Source organism: Sorangium sp. So ce1014, from assembly GCF_051521505.1.
In the GTDB taxonomy this organism is placed as follows: Bacteria; Myxococcota_A; Polyangia; order Polyangiales; family Polyangiaceae; genus Sorangium.
In genome coordinates this window covers 1,249,768-1,271,078 of record NZ_CP150356.1, presented here as the reverse complement: position 1 = coordinate 1,271,078, position 21,311 = coordinate 1,249,768, and the positions used below count along the sequence as shown (strand labels likewise).

Annotated in this window: 13 protein-coding genes; 7 read left to right on the top strand and 6 right to left on the bottom strand. The window is 71.9% G+C overall.

From position 1 onward, the window contains the following. Positions 1–72: 72 nt before the first annotated feature. Both WME75_RS04875 and WME75_RS04870 read right to left on the bottom strand, forming a co-directional pair. Positions 73–5,193 (bottom strand): AAA family ATPase, encoded by a 5,121-nt coding sequence (locus tag WME75_RS04875; RefSeq protein WP_437486915.1) that lies wholly within the window; start codon positions 5,191–5,193, stop codon positions 73–75. Between the two features lie 412 nt (positions 5,194–5,605). After that, positions 5,606–6,358, bottom strand: a complete 753-nt coding sequence (locus tag WME75_RS04870) for a WHG domain-containing protein (protein ID WP_437486913.1) — start codon at positions 6,356–6,358, stop codon at positions 5,606–5,608. Positions 6,359–6,550: 192 nt separating this feature from the next. Between WME75_RS04870 and WME75_RS04865 the strand changes: the two genes are divergently transcribed. After that, a complete protein-coding gene (locus tag WME75_RS04865; RefSeq protein ID WP_437486911.1) occupies positions 6,551–8,050 on the top strand; it encodes a carotenoid oxygenase family protein in 1,500 nt (499 codons plus the stop codon). A gap of 187 nt (positions 8,051–8,237) precedes the next feature. Here the strand turns inward: WME75_RS04865 and WME75_RS04860 are convergent, their stop codons facing one another. From WME75_RS04860 to WME75_RS04850, 3 genes are read right to left on the bottom strand one after another with little or no spacing between them, the layout of a single operon-like run. Continuing rightward, complete coding sequence (locus WME75_RS04860) at positions 8,238–8,615, bottom strand: response regulator (protein WP_437486909.1); 378 nt, start codon at positions 8,613–8,615, stop codon at positions 8,238–8,240. A 35-nt stretch (positions 8,616–8,650) separates the two neighbouring features. Then, positions 8,651–9,187, bottom strand: a complete 537-nt coding sequence (locus WME75_RS04855; protein WP_437486907.1) for a chemotaxis protein CheX — start codon at positions 9,185–9,187, stop codon at positions 8,651–8,653. A 40-nt stretch (positions 9,188–9,227) separates the two neighbouring features. After that, a complete protein-coding gene (locus tag WME75_RS04850; protein WP_437486905.1) occupies positions 9,228–11,972 on the bottom strand; it encodes a nitrate- and nitrite sensing domain-containing protein in 2,745 nt (914 codons plus the stop codon). 525 nt (positions 11,973–12,497) lie between these two features. On the opposite strand from WME75_RS04850, the gene WME75_RS04845 reads away from it, so the two are divergent. From WME75_RS04845 to WME75_RS04835, 3 genes are all read left to right on the top strand, one after another. After that, on the top strand, positions 12,498–14,009 hold the full coding sequence (locus tag WME75_RS04845; RefSeq protein WP_437486904.1) for a hypothetical protein: 1,512 nt from the start codon (positions 12,498–12,500) through the stop codon (positions 14,007–14,009). 18 nt (positions 14,010–14,027) lie between these two features. Further along, positions 14,028–14,483 (top strand): hypothetical protein, encoded by a 456-nt coding sequence (locus WME75_RS04840; protein ID WP_437486902.1) that lies wholly within the window; start codon positions 14,028–14,030, stop codon positions 14,481–14,483. A 104-nt stretch (positions 14,484–14,587) separates the two neighbouring features. Next, positions 14,588–14,950, top strand: coding sequence for a hypothetical protein (locus WME75_RS04835; RefSeq protein WP_437486900.1), 363 nt, complete (start codon positions 14,588–14,590; stop codon positions 14,948–14,950). 416 nt (positions 14,951–15,366) lie between these two features. Here the strand turns inward: WME75_RS04835 and WME75_RS04830 are convergent, their stop codons facing one another. Next, the gene (locus WME75_RS04830) at positions 15,367–16,068 is read right to left on the bottom strand and encodes a chemotaxis protein CheX (RefSeq protein WP_437486898.1); all 702 of its coding nucleotides are present in this window, start codon (positions 16,066–16,068) and stop codon (positions 15,367–15,369) included. A gap of 329 nt (positions 16,069–16,397) precedes the next feature. Between WME75_RS04830 and WME75_RS04825 the strand changes: the two genes are divergently transcribed. The 3 genes from WME75_RS04825 (at position 16,398) to WME75_RS04815 (ending at position 21,270) form a co-directional block, all read left to right on the top strand. Beyond that, positions 16,398–18,581: an alkaline phosphatase D family protein gene (locus WME75_RS04825; protein WP_437486896.1), complete on the top strand. Its 2,184-nt coding sequence runs from the start codon at positions 16,398–16,400 to the stop codon at positions 18,579–18,581. Positions 18,582–18,685: 104 nt separating this feature from the next. Next, entirely contained in the window at positions 18,686–20,542 is a 1,857-nt protein-coding gene (locus WME75_RS04820) for an ATP-binding protein (RefSeq protein ID WP_437486894.1), read from the top strand. Then, complete coding sequence (locus tag WME75_RS04815) at positions 20,539–21,270, top strand: response regulator transcription factor (protein WP_437486892.1); 732 nt, start codon at positions 20,539–20,541, stop codon at positions 21,268–21,270. Before WME75_RS04820 ends, WME75_RS04815 begins: the two co-directional genes overlap by 4 nt. Positions 21,271–21,311: the final 41 nt, after the last annotated feature.

Below are 21,311 nucleotides of genomic sequence, written 5' to 3'. Positions count from 1 at the left end.
GGCGAGAAGGCGACAACGCGACAACGCGACAAGATCATCGATGATCTTCTTCCCGCCTTCCTGCCTTCCTGTTCAAATGACCCTACTACCCAGCTGCGCCCCGAGCCCAGGAGATTGCGATGGCCCGCAGCGGCGGAGCGCATAGGCAATGCCGCTCTGGAGGGTGCCCATGGTGACGATCGAGCTCATCTCGATGTCCAGGCGCACCAAGGCCTGGGCCACCTCGGCGCGTATGCCGGTGAGCACGGCCTCGGTGCCGAGCAGGCGCAGCGCCCTCGCGGTCCTCAGGAGGGTCCCCGCGATGTGGGTGTCGATATGCTTCATCCCGGTGATGTCCAGTATCACGACCTTCGCCTGGCAGCGCTGGGCCCCATCGAGCGCGACCTCGAGCACCTGCGCCGCCCGCTCGGCGTGCATCGTGCCAATGAGCGGCATCACCATGATCCGGTCGGTGATCGGGATGAGCGGCGTGGAGAGCTCCGCCACCATGGCCCGCTGCGTGTCCAGCATCTGCCGCTGCAGCGCGGTCCGCTCCCGCTCCGCCTCCTCGCGCTGCACGAGCTCGATCTGCAGGCGCTCGTTGGCCGCGCCGAGCTCCGCGTTGGAGCGCCGGAGCTCCTCGGTGCGCTGGGCGACGTCGGCCTCGAGCCGCCCGTTGACGCGCTGGACCTCGTCGTTCGCCGCCCGTGTGCCCGCGAGGAGCAGCGCGTTCTCGATGGAGATGGCAGCCTGGGACGACAGGAGCCCGAGCAGCTCCACGCGGCTCGAGTTGAACGCACCGCAGGCGGCGTTGTTCTCGAGGTAGAGGATGCCGCTCAGGCGCGCCTGGTGGAGCATGGGCAGGCAGAGGACCGACCTCGTGCCGCGCGCGACGACGCAGGGATCGCCGGAGAACCGGGCGTCGGCGCCGGCGTCGTCGACGACCAGCGGCTCGCGGATGCGGGCCACGAACAGCGCCACCGCGTGCGGCACATCGGCGCGCGCGTCGAGCGGCTCGCTCGGGCCGAGCACGAGCGCCTCGGGCTCCACGCCGAAGGTCGCCTCCACGAAGAGCCGCCCGTCGCGCTCCAGGAGCAACGCCCCCCGCTGCGCGCCCGCGTTCTCGAGCACGAGCGTCACAAGGCGCTCGATCACCCGCTCGAGCGCCGTCTCGCCGGCGATGCCCTGCGCGGCGCGGACGATCAGCGCCGCGTCCCGCAGGTTGCCGACGGTCGTCCGGCCCAGGATCGTCCTGCCGGCCGCCGTGCCCGAGACGCTGGAGGGGATCGACGAGACCTTCACGCCGTCGCCGGACGACGGCAGCAGCCCGGCGTGGTCCCGCGCGAGCGCGTCCGCCTTGGCCGTCGCTCCCCAGTGCTGATAGCCGAGGTACGCGTCGATCATGTACGCGCGCGCCACCTTCGCCCTGCCCGCGCGGAGGTGCATCTTCGCGCACAGCTCGTTCGCGAGCGCCTCGTCCTGCGGAAACCCGTTCTCCCGGGCCAGCGCGATCGACCGGTCGTAAAGGCGCATGGCCTCGAGCTGCTCGCCGGCGAGGCGCGCCTCCTCGGCCTGGAGCAGCAGGAGCTGGTGCAGGAAGTTCATGGGCGCGCTCGCCGCGAGGCCCGCGATCCGCTCCCTGTGGCGGGCAACGGTCTGCGCGCGGCGCTCCGCCTCGTCGGGCGCGGCGGCGGGCAGCGCGAGGAGCGAGAGGCACGCATAAAAGGGCAGCCGGGTCGTGTGGTACATGCCGAACATGCCCACGCTCTTCGCCTCGGCGTCATCGGCCATCGCCGCGGCCCCCTCGTGATCGCCGTGGAGATACCGGAGCTGCAGCCTGAACATCGCGTGCAAGAAGATGGCCGCGCCCTGATCGCTCGCGTTCAGGCCCGCGAGGAACTGGTCCTCGTCGAAGTCGCCGTCGCTCAAGCTGTCGCGGGCCCGCGTCCGGCCCTGCAGGGCCGCGATCGCCTGCCTCACGACGAGCAGCACCGCCGTCGCGGTCGCGTCCTTGAGCCGCCGGGCCACGAGGAGGCCCCGGTCCACCTCCTCGCGCAGCTCCTCGAGCTGGTAGCCCGCGCCGAGCTTCACGTTGAGCATCGCGTACCAGGCGATGCCGAGATAGACGAAGTCGCCTGACTCCAGCGCCTCCTGGCGCGCCCTCAGATAATAGGGCATCGCGTCGCGCAGGGGCTCGGACAGATAGGAGTAGCCAGAGAACGCGGCGTTCACCTTGCCGGCCAGGCTCGCGTTCCGGAGCTTGTCATTCAGCGCGAGGGCGAGCCGGCCGAACGCGTGGCCGTCCGCGGGCCGCCCCTGCATGGTCGCGAGCATGAACCCGTAGACGAGGTACGCGAACGCGGACACGTCCGAGCTCCCGTGCTCCAGGGAGATGTTGACCTGCTTGAGGACGATCGCCTGGTAGAGCTCCGGCCTGGCGAAGAAGACCGGCATGGTCAGGTCGCACAGGAGCTGCAGCAGCGCCTTGCGCTCCGGGTCGTCCATCACCGGTGCGTCGATCAGATCCTCGATGCGCCTGCCCGCGAGGTTCCTGTCCACCGCCGAGAGCTCGGCCTCGACGCACGCCTGTCGCTCCGCCTCGCTGTCCGGCAGGGTGAAGCCGAGGAGGCGGAGGCCCTCGCGGCCCAGCTGCACCGCGTCGACGTACTTCCCCAGCGTCGAGTAGAGCACCACGCGCAGGTTGTGGATCTGCGCCTGCTCCGCGCTCGACCGCGCTCGAGGCAAGAGGGCTGTGAAGAGCTCCTCGGCCCGCTCCGGCGCGCCGCTCAGGTACACGCACTCGGCGTCCTCGCGGCTGAGCGCGAAGCAGAGCGCGTCGTGGCGCCCCCAGCCCGCGTCGCCCAGGAGCTCGAGCCCCGCGCCGAAGTAGTCTGCGCCCGCGGCGTAGGCTGTCCTCGCCTTGGCCGCCCTGCCGGCCCGCAGGTTGAGCCGGGCCACGGCCACCCGCTCGGCCTCGTCGCGCATGCCCCGCGCGCCGAGGTTCAGGTGGCGGACGACATCGAGCAGGTGGTCGTCGGGCGGCGTCTCGCCGGCCCGCGCCCAGAGGAGCCGGCCGATCTCCAGGTGGACCGCCTCCCTGCGCGCCGGCTCGACAAGCGAGTAGGCCGCCTGGCGCACCCGGTCGTGCAGGAATCGATACGATACGTTGAGCTCGCAAGGGACCGCCGAGGGCTCGGCGCCGGCGCCGCCGTCGAAGAAGCGATAGTCGCTGTCGAGCGGCACGATCAGGCCGCCGCGCAGCGCGTCCCACAGGTCAGCGGCCGTCGCGACGGGCGCCCTCTGCTGGATGGTCGCCAGCGTGGTCAGCTCGAACGCGTGGCCGAGGCACGCGGCGAGCTCCAGCGCGCGCCGCGTGGCCTTCGGGAGCCGGTGCAGCATGTCGAGCATCAGATCGACCACGTTGTCGCTGACCATCGCCTGCCGGACGCGCGCCACGTCCCACGCCCAGGCCTCCAGCGATGCGTCGAACCACAGCGCCCGCGCGTCGTGGAGCGCGCCGAGGAGCTGGCTCAGGAAGAACGGGTTGCCCTCGGTCTTCTCGAACACGAGCGCCGCGAGCGGCGCGACATCGTGCGGCTGCGCGCTCAGCGTATCGGCGACGATCTGCGTGACCGTGGGCAGGTCGAGCGCCCGGAGATCGAGCTCGGCGATCTCGACGCCCGCCTCGCGGAGCTCGCCCAGCGCCGCGAGCAGCGGGTGGGCGGCGTCCACCTCGTTGTCGCGGTAAGCGCCGATGACCAGGAGGTATCTGCACTCGACGTCGGTCAGGAGGCGCTCGACGAGCCGGAGCGACGCCGGATCGGCCCACTGCAGATCATCGAGGAAGATCGCCAGCGGGCGCGTCGGGGAGGCGAAGACCTGCACGAAGCGCTGCACCAGCAGATCGAAGCGGTTCCTGGCCTCGCTCGGCCCGAGCGCCGGCACCTCCGGCTGAGGCCCGATGAGCAGCTCGAGCTCCGGGATGAGCTCCACGAGCAGCTGTCCGTTCGCGCCGACCGCCCCGAGCAGCTTGCCCCTCCACGCCTCGACGGCGCCCGCCGACTCGGTCAAGATCTGCCGGATCAGCTCACGGAAGGCCTGGGCGATGGGCGCGAGCGGGATACCTCGGTGGATTGGATCGAACTTCCCCTTCGCGAAATAGCCGCCATGACGGGCGATCGGCCTGTGGATCTCGTTCACCAGCGCGGACTTGCCGACACCCGAGTAGCCGGAGACGAGCACGAGCCCGGCCGCGCCGTGGCGGGCCCGGTTGAACGCGGACAGGAGCGCCTTCACCTCGTGCTCCCGGCCATAGAGCAGCTGCGGAACGCGGAGATCGAGCGGCATGTCGCGCTGACCCAGCGGAAACGGCTCGATCCGGCCTGTCGCCTGCCACCGCCGGAGGCACTCCTCGAGGTCCGATTTGAGCCCGCGGGCGCTCTGGTATCGCTCCTCCGGCGTCTTGGCCAGGAGCTTCATGATCACCCGCGAGAGCGCGCCGGGCACCTCGGGCGCCCGCTCGTCCGGCGGGGTCGGCGTGCGGGCCATGTGGCTGTGGATGAGCGCCGTCGGGTCGAGCCCCGCGAACGGGAGGACCCCTGTCACCATCTCGTACAGCGTGACGCCGAACGAGTAGAGATCGGCGCGCAGATCCACGATCCGGTTCATGCGGCCGGTCTGCTCGGGGGCGATGTACGAGAGGGTGCCTTCGAGGGCGTCCGGCGGGGCGGTCTTCGGCGTCTCCCGCGACAGGCGCGCCGCGATACCGAAGTCGACGAGCCGCGGGCTGTACGTCTCCTCGTCGATCAGGATGTTGTGCGGCTTGATGTCCTTGTGAATGATGCGGAGTCCGTGGAGCGCGTCGAGCGTGCCCGCGAGCGCGATCGCGATACGGAGCGCTGTCCCCACGTCGAGCCTGCGCGTCCTCAGCACGGTCTGCAGCGAGGAGGGGCCGAGGTCCTCCATGACGAGCGCGAGGCCCCTGCCGCACTTCTCGAGGGCATACGCCTTGACGACGCCGGGCACCTCGCCCGCGTCCCGCAGGATGGCGAGCTCGCGCCGCAACCGCGCCAGATCCCTGGCTGTCGGGAAATCAGACCGGGTGACCTTCACCGCGACCGGCGTGCCGTCATCGTCGCGGCGGCCGCGGTACAGCACGCTCTCGGCGCCCTCGTAGACCCTCTCGGACAGGGTATAACCAGACAGATCGATCATCGCGGTAAGGGTCCCCCAACCCCGCTTCTTCCACCCGAAGAAGCCGTATCGCCCACCGTTCCACGACCCCCGCGCGCCAAAACGCCCTGGACACGAGTGGCCTGTACGGACAGAATACCGATCGGGGAATAAAAGTCCAGCGTTCGTGGCGCCGCGTGCGGCGTGGCGCATCACGCCGCCTCGCACACACCAACGCGCTCGATGTGCGCCTGGACATCGGGCGCCTCCGGGGCCGGATCGCGGCGCGCCGGCGTCGGTCCGACTGGCAACGAGACCTCGCGCTCACGGCGCAGGGCACGCGAGCCTCGTCGGGAGCTTGCCAGTTCCAGCACACGAGACCTTCAGGGAGCGAGAGCCGAATCCAGACATCGAATCCCTCGGTGTCGTGGGTCGCCCGCAACGAGGTCGCCCGTCAGCTCGCTGATCCCACCCCGGGTCGGGTCGCATCGGGCGACGCCTGCGCGAGCCCCTCGCCGAGCACGTCGAGGACGGCCGCGGTGAGCTCCATCGCGCCCTCGCGCGGCAGGTGGCCATCGAGGAACATGCGCGCGAGCCCGTAGGCCATCGCCCGGCCGGCGACCTCCGTGACGATGGGATCCGTGGGACGCAGCTCGCCCCGCGCCCGCGCCTCGTGAAGCATCGCCCGCAGCCGCGAGCGCGCCTCGTCCTGGGCGGCGAGGAGCTCGCGCGCGCCCTCCGGGTCGGCGCGGAAGGCAGGGCCGTTCAGGAGCTCGAACAGCGCGGGATGCTCGAGGGCGAAGCGGACCGAGGCGAGCCCGAGCGCGCGGAAGCGCAGGAGCGGCGTGGGCGCGGACGCGATCTCCGCCGCCGATACGAGCTCGAACCGCTCGAGCCCCGCGAGGGCCACCGCGCGCAGGAAGTCCTCCCGCGAGGGGAAGTGACGGAACGGCGCGGCCGGAGAGACGCCGACCCGCCGGGCGGCCTCGCGCACCACGACGGCCTCGATCCCGGCCTCCTCCAGGAGCGCGACCCCCGCGTCCACGAGGGCCCGCTTGAGGTCGCCGTGGTGGTACCCGCGCGCCGGCCGCTTCGAGGGCGCCCGCCTGGCGCGCGGCTCCCCGGCGGCCGCCTTCTTCGCGCGCGGCTCCCCGGCGGCCGCCTTCTTCGCAGGCGGCTCCCCGGCGCGCTTTCGACCCGGAGGCATGCCGCGCTTTCCCGGCGGCGGACGGCGGCGTCAAGCAGGAGACCTCCCCTCGCCTTCAAACAGCCGGCCCCCCGGAGGAGGATCCGGACGCCGAGGGCGCGCCTCCGAAGATCCCGCTTGCGCAAATGTGATCATTGATTACATCATCGATGCCCGATGTGATCGTCGATTACATTTACGCCCGGAGGTCCCATGTCCATCGCCCTGACCGCCCCCGTCCTCGACGCTGCCCTCGACGCCGCCTTCGCCGGCGCGCCCCCGCAGGCCGCGCGCGGCGCGCGCGCCCTCGATCACCTGCCCGATCTCGAGACCGAGTACGGCTTCACGCCGCTCTCCGTCGAGGGAGCGCTGCCCGAGGGCCTCGAGGGCACGCTCTTCCGCGTGGGCCCGGCCCGCGCCACCCTCTTCGGCGTCCGCGTGCCGCACCCGTTCGAGGCGGATGGAGGCGTGCTCGCCGTGCGGATGTCGGGCGGCCGGGCGGAGGGCGCGCATCGGATCGTGCGCAGCCGCGGCCTCGTGGAGGAGCTCGCGGCCGGCCGGCGCCTCTACGGCTCGACGCTGCCCTGGCCCGCGCGCCTGCTCCGCGCGCTGAAGCGCAGGGGCGAAGGCAAGAACGTCGCGAACACGAGCCCCTTCGCCGCCGGCGGCCGGCTGTTCGCGCTCATGGAGGCGGGCAGGCCGACGGAGCTCGACCCCGCGACCCTCGACACGCTCGGCGAGAGCGATCTCGGCGGCGTGCTCGGTCCGACGTTCTCAGCCCATCCGCACCGGGTGGCTGCCCGGAGGACGAGCTACAACTTCGGCGTCCGCTACGGGCGCAGGCCCGTCCTCGACCTCTACGCCGTCGACGACGACGGGCGGGCGCGCGCGCTCGGCGCCGTGCCGCTGTCCGCGCCGGTGATGCTCCACGATTTCTGCGCCACCCGGCGGCACCTCGTGTTCTTCGTCTCGCCCGCGGTCATCCGGACGGCGCGCGCGCTCCTGCGGTGGGGGAGCTTCGACTCGTGGGTGCGCTTCGAGCCCCGCCGGGGCACGGAGGTGATCGTCGTGGACATCGACGACGTCTCCCGCGTGCGCCGCTTCAGCGTCGACGCGTTCTTCCAGTGGCACTTCGCGAACGCCTACGACGACGGCGAGGACCTCGTCGTCGACCTCGTCCGCTACCCGGAGCTCGGCACGCTCGGCGCCATCGGCAAGGATCCCGAGCGGCCCGAGCTCGCCTCCGTGGAGGGCGGCGTCCTCGTGCGCCATCGCGTGCGCCCGGGCCGCGAGCAGCTGCTCGTGGAGGACCTCGGCGGCGTCCTCGGCGAGTTCCCGCGCTGCGACCCGCGGGTCGAGGGGGATCGCCACGGCGTGATCTTCCTGGCCACGGAGGGGCGGGCCGGGGAGCCGCACGGAAACGGCATCGCCCGCGTGGACATCGCCACGGGCGCGATCACCCGGGCGCACCTCGCGCGCCACGAGCTGCCCTCCGAGCCGGTCTTCGTCCCGCGCGCGCCCGGCGCCCCCGAGGGGGACGGTCACGTGCTCGCCCTGGTGACCGACGTGCAGGCCCGCAAGAGCGCCATCCACGTCTGGGACGCCGCGCGCCTGGGCGAGGGGCCGCTGGCGCGCGCCCATCTCCCCTTCGCCTCGCCCCAGACCTTCCACGGGGCGTTCCTGCCCGCCGGCGCGGAAGCCCACGGCGGATAAACCCACCGGCCCGGAGAAGAAGACCGCGATGAAGCGGCGGTCACCCGCACCGGGTAGTTGAACGATGGCGAGGAGACGATGCCGCCCATGATGCTCCTGAACGTGGCGGCGCCGCCTCTCGGGTACCCGACCGACAGCGGAGCGCCACCCGCGCACCGGGCCGAGACGCCGCGGCGCGGCCGGCGCGTCACGGCTCGCCGGCGAGCTTCCTCACCGCGGCGAGCAAGAGGTCCGGCTTGAACGGCTTGATGATCCAGCCCTTGGCGCCGGCCTTCCGGGCCTTCTCGATGAGCTCGGGCTGCCCCTCGGTGGTGAGCATGAGGACCGGTATGGCGGACGCGAGGTTCTTGTCCCGCAGACTCTGGAGCATGTCGATGCCGTTCATCACGGGCATGTTCACGTCCGCGATGATCATCGCCAGATCGCCCTTGTGGGCGGTGACCGCGGCGACCGCGTCCCGACCGTTGTCCGCCTCCACGGTGCTGTAGCCCGCCGCCGACAGGAGGATGCCGACCTGCTGGCGGACCGTGTTCGAGTCCTCGACGAGAAGAATTTTCTTGGCCATCTGTCGTGTCTCCTTCGGCGTGCGGGGCCCGCGGCTCAGAACAGCAGCACTTCACCTTCGCGCTGCGGATCGGGCATGTCGACCTCCTCGAGCTCCAGCGCCGTGTCGGGGGCCATCGCGTCGAAGAGCACGGCGAGCCGGTCGGGCCCCGCGTCGAACACGAGCCGCCGGAAGCCCTCGCTCTGCTCCTCCCGGGCGCGCAGGTGCTCGCCGATCGCGGCGCTCGGCGTCGAGAGCACGACGATCAGCCCGAGGTGGCGCAGGCGGTTCTTCACCCGCCCGAGGAGCTGGTTGGCGAGCTCGCTCGCCCAGTCGCACACCATGTCCTCGCCGAGCGCGCGCCGCTCTCGCAGCGGGTGGCAGCGCTTGATGAGCGCCACCGGGGCGACGATCGTCAAGCTGCCGCGGAGGTGATCCCCCGTGAAGCCGATGAAGGAGACCACCGCGTTGCCCGGCGTCGCCTCCGACTCCGCGTTCTCCAGCAGCCGGAGCTCGACGCCGTTGTCGCGAAACAGGTGGACGCACGAGGCGGCAAGCTCCTCGTAGATGCGGTGCCAGCTCTCGGAGTTCATTCGCCTCTCCTCGATCTCTCGCTCTGCAGGGTCGATGCGCTCACGATGTCACCCGATCCGGGTGGCCCGCGCTCGTCGAAGGTCCCGGGCTCGATCCGCCGCGCGATGGGCCGGCGAGGAGCGCGCCGCGCCGGCTCGACGGCGGCAGCGGCGCGGACGGCGGCGAGGCGGCGGCCTCGCCGAGCGCCCGGGGGAACCGGAAGCGGAAGGTCGTCCCCTTGCCGCGCTCCGTCTCGGTCTCCACGCGGCCGGCGAGCCGCCGGCACTCGTGGAGCGCGACGCCGAGGCCGACGCCGCGGCCCGAGACGTCGGTGACCTGCTCGGCCGTGCTGAAGCCAGGAGAGAACAGCGCGGCCTCGAGATCCCGCCGCGTGGCGCTCGGCAACCCGACGGCCGCCGCCTTCTCGCGCACGCGCTCGAAGTCGATGCCCGCGCCGTCGTCGCCGATCTCGATGACGACCTCGTCCGAGGTCGCGCGCGAGCGGAGCGTGAGCGCGCCCCCCGGCGGCTTGCCGGCCGCCTCGCGCACCTCCGGCCGCTCGATCCCGTGGTCCATCACGTTGCGCACGACGTGCCCCAGCGCCTGCCACATGGCGGCGAAGCGCGACGCGGGGAGCCGGACGCCCCCGTCGTCGATGTCCACGTCGGGCTTCGGCTTGCCGAGCTTCCGCGCCAGGGTCTCGGCCTGGTCCTTCATGCGGTTGAACCGCACCTCGGTCCGCTCGTCGCGGAGGGCCCCGATGGCCCGCTCCACCTCGGCGTGGTCGCGGCGCTGGCGCACCATCGCGAGCAAGGCCTCGATCTCCTCGTCGTCGACGTCGAGGCGCGAGGCCTGCGCCGTCGAGGCGAGCAGGCCGCCTACCCGCGCGACGAACGCGGACCAGGCGTCCCTGAGCGCGTCGATCTGCTCGTCGGGGGGCAGCGAGCGCTCCTCGACGACGAAGCTCTCGATCTCGTGCGCCACCTTCGCCACGCTCGTCACGTCCCACAGCCCGGCGTTGCCCTTGATCGTGTGCACGAGGCGCATCACGTGGTCCACCTCGCCGATGGTCCGCGAGCTCACCGCGTCGACGAGCTTGCTCGTGTCGCTGACGAACCCGAGCAGGCCGAGCCGGTCCTTCACGGCGCGCTCGAACACCTGGATGTACTCGCGCTGCCGCTCGGATTCCCGCACGGAGTCCATCGTGGCCGTGACGTCCGTGATCACCATCAGCGCGCCGCTGAACTGGCCCTCCGGGGTCAGGATCGGCTTGAAGCCGAGCGTGAGGTGGCGGCCCTCGCGGTGCAGGATCTTCGGCAGCTGGTCGAGGACGACCTCGAGCGGGAGGAAGTCGTCGCAGGCGGCCTCCCACCCCATCCTGAGGAACGCGCGGGCCCGGGGGTCGTGGCCGGCGATGCGATCGGCGAAGTGCTCGTCGACCGCCGGCACGCCGAAGAGGCGCTCGAAGGCGGCGGAGTGCACGGGCTCCATCGTGCCGTCGCGGTGGATCGTCACGAGGGCCTGATCGACGTTGTCGAGCACGAGGCGCATCTCCCGGTTGCGCTTCTCGAGCTCGCAGGTCCGCTGGGCGACGGTGGCCTCGAGGTTCTGCCGGTGGCTCTCCAGGGCCTCGTCGCGCGCCTGGATGCCCGCCAGCATCTCGTTGAAGGCGTCCGTGAGCGCGCCGAACTCGTCGTCGGCGGTCTTGCTGGCGCGCGTCCTGTAGTCGCGCGTCTGCCGGACGTGGGCCGCGGCCTCGCCGAGGACCACGAGCGACCGGGACAGGCCCCGCACGAGGACGAACGCGAGCGCGACCGACACGATGAGCACGAACGCCGAGACCGCGACGCCGTTGGTCACCGTCCTCCGCGTGTCCGCGACCCGGGCCGAGGCGGCGCGCCGCATGCCGGCGATCGCCTCGTGCTCGATCGCGGCGAGCCGGTCGATGCGCCCTTGCTGCGCGTCGAACCACGCGTCGTGGTCGATCGCCAGGTCCTCGTCCGTCGACGCGATCGCGGCGGCGCGCAGCTCCTCGGCGCGCCGCACGCGCGGATCCGCGCGCGCTGTGTCGTAGAGCGCCCGCGCCGAGTCCGAGGCGTTGGCCATGAACACCTCGCGATAGAGCTGCTCCTCCGTCATCAGCGTCACGAGCGTCTTGAAGGCGCCCGGCTCGAACTGCGTGGACGCGAAGGCGTGGGCGAGCAGCGCGTGCTGGCGGCTGGCGCGCTCGGCGAACTCGTGCACGGCGACGAGCGACTGGATCCTGCGCAGGAGCTCGCCCTCGTCGCTCAGCTCGGAGAGCCCCGCGTTGGCCCGGATCAGGCTCACGTTGATGCCGCCGAAGACCTTCAGCACGCTGTCGAGCGGCGCCGCCTTCGCGTCGGCGCCGCTCCGGAACGGGCCGAGCTCGGCGACGTGGGCGCGCGCGTCCGCGAGATCGCGGGCGAGCCGGGGCGGCAGCCGGGAGAGGTCGCGCTCGGCCAGGAACGCGTCGAGGTGGGCGAGGCTCTCGTCGGTCGCCGCCCGCGCGGCCGTGAGCTGGCTGCTCGCGCGCGAGAGCGCCGCGTCGCGCTGGAACGGCCGCGCGGCGCCGCGCGCGGCCTCGGCGTCCCTCGCGTCGGGCGGCCGGACCTCGAGCCCCTCGACCAGCGCGGTCCACGCCCGCTCCTTCTGGAGCGCGTGCAGCGGCTGCGCCATGATCGACGAGAGCTGCGCGAGGTCCTCGATCGAGCCGATCGCCGCCGCCCTGACCGCCTGCTGCCGCGCATCGCCGACGATCATCGCCGCGAGCAGCAGGGCACCCACGACCGGGACGCCAGCGAGCGACCACAGCTTCAGACGAATCGAAGCTCTACGCAATGTCGGCATGCCTCCGTCTCCCCGGAGTGGCCCGCGCGGCACGACGACCGCTCGCCCTCGTACGCTCTACTGCAAGGCGCCCCACGAGGACGACTGAATCCCGCGCCTCACTCTCCTGGAGCCCCGGAAGAGATGAAGAGAGCAAACGACAAGGGAAGCAGGCGATCGCGGCCGTCATGCGCGCGCCCTCGCGCACCATGTGCGCTTCTCTGATTCAGGCTCTTTCCTGTTGCGACGTTTCACTTGCTGTGGTGCGCCCGTTCGAGGCGGATCGAGTTGTTCACCACCTCGCATCGAGGGTGTGTATGCTACGCGCGAAGGTCGCGAGTCCGCAAGAGCGCGCGCGGCGTCGGCCTGTACAGCAACGGAAGCTCTTCGAACAGGGAGAGAGCAATGAACATGGGTCGGAGTTCACAGCGGCGGCCGCGAGAAGGGTGCCTCGCGCGCGCATCGGTCGCCGCCATCGCAGGAGTGCTTTCCACGGCATCTCTCGCGCACGCGCAGAGCCCTGCCGCCGGCGTCGCCCCGGAGCCGGCCGCTGCGCCCGCCACCGGAGCGCCCGCCGCTGCGCCCGCCACCGGAGCGGCCGTCGCTGCGCCCGTCGCTGCGCCCGCCACCGGAGCGGCCGTCGCTGCGCCCGTCGCTGCGCCCGCCACCGGAGCGGCCGTCGCTGCGCCCGCCACGACCGGAGAGGCTTCCCTCGCCGCGCGGCTCGACGCGGCGGAGAAGAGATCGGCGGCGCTCGAGAAGCGCCTCGCGACGCTCGAGGACGCGCAGGTCTCGCCGGAGGACGATGACAGCAGGGAGCTCCTCCGGCTTTACGGATTCATCGACGTCGGCGTCCAGCGCACGTGGGTCCCGGAGAACTCGGGCCTCGCGGCCGCCCTCCCGCAGGCGAACGCGCTGAACTTCGTCGTGGGGAACATGAACCTCTACCTCGACGCGCAGCCGAGCGATCACTTTCGCTTTCTCGGGGAGCTGCGGTTCACGACCTCGCCCGGCGGCGCCCCGGTCCCGGTGACGGGGCCGCTGCCGCCCGACCTGGCGGGGCGGATGACCACGCAGCCGTACGGGACCTTCGACTCGACGACGGTCGCGATGGGCTCGCCGACCACCTATGGCGGGCTTGTGTCGATCGAGCGCGCTCACGTCGACTGGACGCGCTTCAACCTCTTCAAGGTGCGCGTCGGCCAGTTCTTCACCCCGATCGGCATCTACAACGTCGACCATGGCAGCCCGGTGCTCATCACGGCCGCCGTCCCTTACTTCATCACATCGCGCCTGTTTCCCACGCGGCAGACCGGGGTCATGGTCTACGGCAACATGTTCACGGGCCCGTGGGAGCTCGGGTACAACGCGTACGTGAGCAACGGGCGCACCGAGAACGCGCCGTTCGCCTTCGACGACAACCGCGGGTTCGGCGGCCGCCTGCACGCCAGCTACGAGGACCCCGGCAAGCTGACGTTGAAGCTCGGGGGGTCGTTCATCGCGAGCAGGTCCCGCGACTGGGTCTCCGATACAAAGCTCGGCGAGTTCGCTCCGACCATCCATTCGACGTGGGCGCTCCGGGAGTACGTCGGCGCCGGAGACGTCTCGCTCGACGTCGGGAAGACGCGCCTGCGCGCGGAGGCGGCGGTCATCCGCGCCGTCTTCGAAGAAGGGAAACGCCAGGGGGGATTCGGGTTCTTCGCGCCGAACGCCTGGAAGACCTCCGCGTATGCCGTGGCGGCGCACCGGCTGGATTTCCTGAACATGGAGCCGTTCGTCATCGGCGCCACCGTGCACGCGCCGTTCTACGGGCACGACACCATGTTCCAGGTCGGCGGCGGTCTGAACTTCTACATCACCCCGGACGTCACACTGCGGACCCAGGTGCTGCGCACGATCATGACCGTCATGCGTGAGGAGAACGAGGTGCCGGGGTTCCCGCTGCCGGACCTCCACATCACGAACGCGCTCGCTCGTCTCATCCTGGCCTTCTGAGAGAGGTTCAACGCAATCATGAAGCGTTTATCCCTTCTGCTCCTCCTGGCCCTCCTCGGCATGACCCCGTCGGCCTCGTCGTTCGCGGAGGAGGACGAGATCGTCATCGTTGTCAACCAGGCCAACCCCGCGCGGGCGGCGGGGCGCGACACGCTCCGCCCGCTCTTCCAGACGACACGTACGGAGTGGTACGGCAGGTCGGCGATGCCGGTGAACCTCCCCGAGGACTCCTCGATGCGGCAGCGCTTCGACATGGCGGTGCTGGGCCTCGATCCCGAGGGCGTCGCTCGCTACTGGATCGATCGAAAGATCCGCGGCGGCGAGCGGCCGCCGCGCAAGGTGCCGAATCCGAGCGCCGTCCTCCGCGCCGTGGGCGAGCAGGCTGGCGGCATCGGGTACATGGCTGCCAGCGATGTCAACCCCACCGTCAAGGTGATCGCGCGCATCCGCGACGGACAGGTGGTGCCGCCGTGAGCCTGTCGAGAGAGGAACGAACGATGGACATCCAGTCGACTCGCCTATTGCTGTCCAGCTGCCGAGGGGCCTTGGTCGTCGTCCTTGGCGCCCTTTCCGCGGCGATGCTTGTGGGTTGCTGGGACTCGGACCCCTGCGAGCCGGGCCAGGTCGTCTTCTTCAACGGCTGCGTTCAGCCCCCCCCGCTGCCCCCCCCCACGGGCACCGGCAGCACGACCGGCACCACCGGCACCGGCGGCGCCCCGGGCACTGGCGGCGGTGATGGCGGTGGCGGCGGCGCCACGGGCACTGGCGGCGGTGATGGCGGTGGCGGCGGCGCCACGGGCACTGGCGGCGGTGATGGCGGTGGCGGCGGCGCCGCCGGCACCGGTGGCGGCGCCCCGGGCACCGGCGGCAGCGGCGCCACGGGCGGCGGCGGTGGCAGCAGCCCCGCCGGCACCGGCGGCGGCGGCGGCGGCGGCGCCTAGAGCACCGGTCCGCTTGCAGACCGAGAATGAACCACAGAGGACAGGCAGGGGAATGGCACGTTCATTTCTCTCTCCCCTGCGCCTCTCTGTGGTTCAAAATCTCTTTTTCTCGCGGCCTTTCAACCTGTTCGATGTTCTAGAGTCGAGTCCGAATGAGAAGGAGCCGACCGTCCCGACGCCAGGATGAAAACCTCCTGGCCTCTCTGACGTCCTGGCGTCTCCTGCCTGATCCGCCTCGCGCCGCCCCCACGCTCCTTCGCCCCCCCATGCCGTCCTCCTGTGCATGCGCCCCCGAGCGGCGGTCGCCCGCACAGGAGACGGGTCCAGCTCGGCGTTTTCGGCGCGCAAGCGCACTCCAGTGCGCTGAGCACCGAAAGCGCCGAGATGGGCCCGTATCCGAAGCGGGCGACCGCCGCTCAGAAGAGGATGAGTTTGCCGTCGAGGGGGAGCGGGGACGCGTTCGAGAACACCAGGGAGCTCTCGTCGAAATCGCCGCTCAACGAGACGAGCACCTCGCCCTTCAACGTCCTGAAAGAGTAGCAGAACTGCTGCTTGCCGCTCCGGGCCCGGCGCTCCACGTCGCTCGGGTGGCGCAGCTGCGGCAGCTCGGCGTGAAGCGCGATCTGGAACCGGGCGAGGCGGCTCTTCACCTTGCCCATGAGCTGATTGGCCACCTCGCGCATCCAGTCGCCCACGCCGTCGGCCATGGGCGGCACCCCGCTCATGGAGCGAAACACGCCAGGGTGCGCAGACAGGGCCAGCACGCCGGTGAAGCCGCGCGCCGAGAACTCGACCGTGCTCGCGGGATCGCTGTGAAGGCGCACCTCCTCGCGGCTATCTCCAGTGTCCGCCGGCGCGATGGCGACACCATAAAAATGAAAGAGCTCCACGGTCGCGCCTTGAATCAGGACGTCGATCGTCCGTACCTTGCGCGACGGAGGCGGCCGGGAAGTAGGCGACGGCTCGCTGGGCGGGCTGGAACGCCCGGGCACGGACGGCGGCGCAGGTCGCTGCGAGGAGCTCGGGGCGCGGTGCTCGATGCCCGGGCGCTCGTGGATGCTGGGCCCAGGCCGCGCCTCGGACTGACGATCGCTCGTGATGCCCCGGCGACGCACCATACTAAACGCACAGCGTAGCTCATCGATCCTTTATGGGGCAATGATGTTCGCGGACGAGATGCGCGAGCACGCCGCGCCACGTTCACCTACGTCAATCGACATCTGACCCCCTTGTAGGTGCCCCCCGGCCGCGCGGGCGCTCGTTCAACCCACGCCACCCACGCCACCCACGCCCGGCCGCAGAGACGCGCTGCGCATGTGTCGAACGGCGCTCGGCTCGGCGCCTGCCCGTCGCGGTCCTCGTCACGCGCTCGCGCGTGAAGGTTCGCACGGCGAGCTCCACAAGGAGGTTGACACCCGAGAAAGTTCCAGGATTCCCTGAATGCTCCATGCTGAAGCGCAGAGATTTCCTTCGAGCCACCCTCGTTACCGCCGGCGCGCTGGTCGTCCCGGCCTGCGGCCGCGACCCCGAGATCATCAATCCGCTCGACGCCGAGCCCGAGCGCGAGCTCACCGACGGCTCCGCGTACTTCCCCCAGTCGATCGCCTCCGGCGACCCTCGCCCCGGCAGCGTCGTCCTCTGGGCCCGCGTGCAGGACGGCGAGGAGGATCTCGATCTCGAGGTCGAGGTCGCGACCGACGCCGGGTTCACGCAGCGGGTGGCGCTCGACGCCGGGCAGGCGAAGGTGAAGGCGCTCGCGAGGCACGATCACTGCGTCAAGGTGAAGGTCCGCGGCCTGTCGGCGGGCGCGGTCTACTACTATCGCTTCGTCTACGTGAAGGGCGACACGGGCTACGTGTCTCGCGTGGGGCGCACAAAGACCGCGCCTGCCGAGGAGGCCGACGTCAAGGTCCGATTCGCCTACGTGTCGTGCCAGGATTACATCGGACGGTTCTACAATCCCTACCTGGCGCTCGCCCGGGAGGAGCTCGACTTCTTCGTCCACCTCGGCGACTACATCTACGAGACGACCGGCGATCCCAGCTTCCAGAACACCGACGGGCGCCGCGTCGTCTTCACCGACGCGGCCGGCGCCATCGCCCTCGGCGAGGGCGATACCGCCTTTCACGCGGCCAGGTCGCTCAGCAACTACCGGGAGCTCTACAGGACCTATCGCTCCGACGCGAGCCTCCAGAAGGTCCACGAGAGCTTCCCGATGATCGCCACGTGGGATGATCACGAGTTCTCGAACGACGCCTTCGGCGCGACGGCCACCTACTTCGACGACCGGAAGGACGAGACCGACGTGGAGCGCCGCAAGGCCGCCAGCCAGGCCTGGTTCGAGTACCAGCCCGTCGATTACGGCGACGACGTCGAGCAGGACCCCGGCGCCTCGCTCCCGGACAATTTCCGCATCTACCGCGACTTCGTGTTCGGCCAGCACGTCCACCTGGTGATGACGGATCTGCGCAGCTACCGGCCGGATCACCTCATCCCCGAGGGCGCCTTCCCCGGCACGGTGGTGCTCGATCATGGAAAGCTCGGGGCCGAGCTCGGGGATGTCCCCGAGCTCGCCATGCCGTACGTGAACGACATCGAGACGTACGCCGACGGCATCTACGCCTCGGCCCTCAAGGGGGCCGCGGAGGCCGCCGGCTACGACGCCGCCGAGGTGACGGGGAAGATCAGCGTCCTCGCCATCAACCAGATCGTCGCCGGCGTGAACGAGGGCCTGCCGGGGGACATGCAGATCCCGCTCATCGATGCGGCGGAGTCGAACTTCTTCGATCGGGGCATCGCGTATGTGGATCTCGGCAAGTTCAGCGCCCACGGCGCGATCGGGGCTCGCTACCTCACGATCAAGGACACCTTCGATATCTACGCTGCCATCCGTTACAAGGAGACGCAGGGCGCGAGCGAGGACATGATGGGCGCCGAGCAGGAGTCCTGGTTCCTCGACACCATGGAAGGCTCGAAGGCGACCTGGAAGGTCTGGGGCAACGAGCTCTGCCTCCTCCCGCTCGCCGTCGATCTCGGCCCCTACAGCGTCCCCGAGCAGTTCAAGCGTCGCTTCATCATGAACGCCGACACCTGGGACGGGTTCCCCAGCAAGCGGAACGAGCTCCTGGAGCGGCTCGCCGAGGTGGGCGGCGTCGTGGCGATCACCGGCGACATCCACGCCTTCTACGCGGGGACGGCGGGCGTCAGCGGCGATCCCTCGAAGAAGATCGTCGAGTTCGTGGGCGGCGCCGTCTCGTCGGCGTCCTTCCGCGAGATGCTGCTGAGCCAGCTGGCCGGCGATCCGGTGCTGAGCGCGGTCCCGGGGGCCACGCTGCTCGCCGCCGGCATCGACGGTCTGCTCACGTCGACCGCGACGAAGGTGAACCCCCACCTCGCTCACGCCAACAGCTATGCCCACGGCTATGTGGTGATCGAGGCGAGCGGAGAAGAGCTCGTCGCCGACATGCGGAGCATCGACGCCGCCGAGGCGCTGACCGATCACGCGGAGAACGGCGACGCGCTGGAGGTCGGGAGCGAGCGGTTCCGCACCCTCCGCGGGGAGAGCGAGATCTACCGGGACGTCCGCGGCGCGTGGAAGCGCTGGGACCCCGCCACGCAGAAGTGGATCTGAGCCTGCGCGCCCGGCGGACGCCGCGCGCCCGGTGAAGGCGCCGGCGGAGCTGTCGTGGGGCCGGCGAGCGGGCCGCTCACCTCTCCCCGACCCGTGACATTGCGGTGACCTTCCCGTGCGATCCTGCGCCCGTGCTCTCCCCCCGGGCCAGCCGCCTGCGCGACTGGGCGCTCTTCGCCGCCGCCGCGAGCGTCCCCGCGATCTGCGTCGGCGTCCTCGGCCTGCGCGCCCTCGCCAACGAGGCCGACGGCGCCCGCCGCGAGGTGGCGCTCGGGCTGTCCACCGCCTCCGCCCGCCTGTCGCGCGCGCTCGACCAGGAGACCGACAGCGCCGCCGCCGCCCTCGCCGCCCTCCCGATCGACGGCGCGCCCGAGGCCGCCGCGGCGGCGCTCGCCGGGATCGCGCCGCCGTTCGCCGCGCCGGTGCTGCTCGCGCCGGATCGCTCCGTGCTGCTGCCGCCCCAGGCCGCGCTGCCGCTTGCGCCCGCGCCCGGGGGGTGCGCCGCGCTGGCCCGCGCCGCCGCCGGGCCGGACGCCCAGGGCCGCGCCGGCGCGCGCCGCGACTTCCTCGCGCGCTGCGCCGAGGCCCGGTCGCCCGCGGGGCGGTGGCTCTGGCCCGTCCTCGCGCTCGACGCCGCGGAAGGCCGCGCCGTCGACGTCGACCAGCCGGCCGTCGCCGCGTGGCTCGAGGCGCACGCGGCGGGGCTCTCCGAGGCGGAGCGACAGGCCGCCGCGATCGAGGTGGACGCGGCGCTCTCGGGCGAGCCGCGCGAGCGAGCGCGCGCGGCCCTCGCGGCCCCGCGCCCGGAGCGGGACGCGCTCGTGGCCGAGCTCCGGCGCGGAGGCCTCGACGCCGCGCTGCGCGCGCGCCCCGACGCGCGCGGGCTCGTCTCGTGGCGCGCGGGCGCCTCCGCGGGCACGCTGCGGGCGCTCCCGGACGGGCGCTCCGCCGGCTTCGTGATCCACGCCGGGTCGCTCGCCGGCTGGCTCCGCGGCGGCGCGGGCCCGGTGCCGCCCGACGTGCGCGCCGACGTCCTCGCCGGGGCCGCCGGTCGGGCGCCCGCCGCGCCCGAGCTCGGCGGCGCGCCCGCGGCGCTCCTGTCGATCGCGCCCGAGCTCGCCGTGCGGCTCTCGCCCGCGGATCCGGCGGCCGTGGCGCGGCACGCGGCGCGGGGCAAGCGGCTGCTCGTCGGCGTCGGCGCCGCCGCCGCGGCGCTCGCCCTCGGGCTGGCCGCGCTCCTGTTCGCGCGCATGCGCGCCGCCCGGCGCTCCAGCGAGCTGCGCACCGACTTCGTCGCCGCCGTCTCGCACGAGCTCCGGACGCCGATCGCGTCGGTGCGCATGCTCGCGGAGCTGCTCGAGGAGGGGCGGCTCGCGCCGGAGGAGCACCGCGAGGTGTTCGAGGCGCTCGGGCGCGAGTCGCGGCGGCTCGGCGAGACCGTCGAGCGGCTGCTCGGCTTCAGCCGGATGATGGCCGGACGCGCGGCCGCCGATCGCGCCCCGGCGCGCGTCGCGGAGGCGGTCGCGGCCTCGATCGACAGGTTCGAGGAGCGGAACCCGGAGATGCCCGGGGTCGAGCGCGAGCTCGACCCGGCCGCGGAGGCGAGCATCGACGCGGGCCAGATAGAGCTCGCGGTCGACAACCTCCTCGCCAACGCCCTGAAGTACGCGCCGCTCGCCGCCCCCTACCGCGTCCGCGTCGCGCGCGAGCGGGGCGGCGTCGCGATCGCCGTCGAGGACCGCGGCCCGGGCGTCGCCCGGCGCGACCAGCGCCGCATCTTCGAGCCGTTCGAGCGCGCCGACGACCGGCTGAGCCACGCCGTCTCGGGCAGCGGCATCGGGCTGTCGCTTGTCCGGCACGTCGCCCGCGCGCACGGCGGCAGCGCCCGCGTCGAGAGCGAGCCGGGCCGCGGCGCCGCGTTCACCCTGTGGATCCCGGGACCGAAGGAGCCGACTCCATGACCGAGAAGACGCCCCATGGCAGGCTGGAGACCGTCCTCGTCGTCGAGGACGACCCGACGCTGCGCCTCGGCCTCCAAAAGACGCTGCGCTCCGCGGGCTTCCGCGTCGAGGTGGCGAAGACGGGCGCCGAGGGGCTCTCGATGGCGCTCGCCGCGCGGCCCGATCTCGTGCTGCTCGACGTGATGCTGCCCGAGATGAACGGCTTCGAGATCTGCGAGGAGCTCCGCCGGCACGACGCCGATCTGCCCATCCTGATGGTCACCGCCAAGGGCGAGGAGCAGGACAGGGTGCGGGGGCTCCGGCTCGGCGCGGACGACTACATCGTGAAGCCGTTCGGCGTGTCCGAGCTCCTCGCCCGCGTCGACGCGGCGCTCCGGCGGCGGCGGCTCGGCGACGCCGAGCGCGCGGTCGTGCAGTTCGCGGAGGTCGTCGTCGACTTCCGCGCCCACCGTGTGGAGCGGCGCGGGGCGCCCGTCGAGCTCACGGCGCTCGAGATGAAGCTCCTGCGCTTCTTCGTCGAGCGCGAGGGCGCGCTCCTGCCGCGCCAGCGCATCCTCGACGCGGTCTGGGGCGCGGACTACTTCGGCACCGATCGCACGGTCGACAACTTCATCAACCGGCTGCGCGCGAAGCTCGAGCCCGACCCGCGTTCGCCGCGGCACCTCGTGACCGTGCGCGGCGCCGGCTACCGCTTCACGCGCGCTCCGGCGCCGGAGACAGAACGGTGACATGGCGAGGACGGAGCCAACAAGGACCGTGCGCACAATGC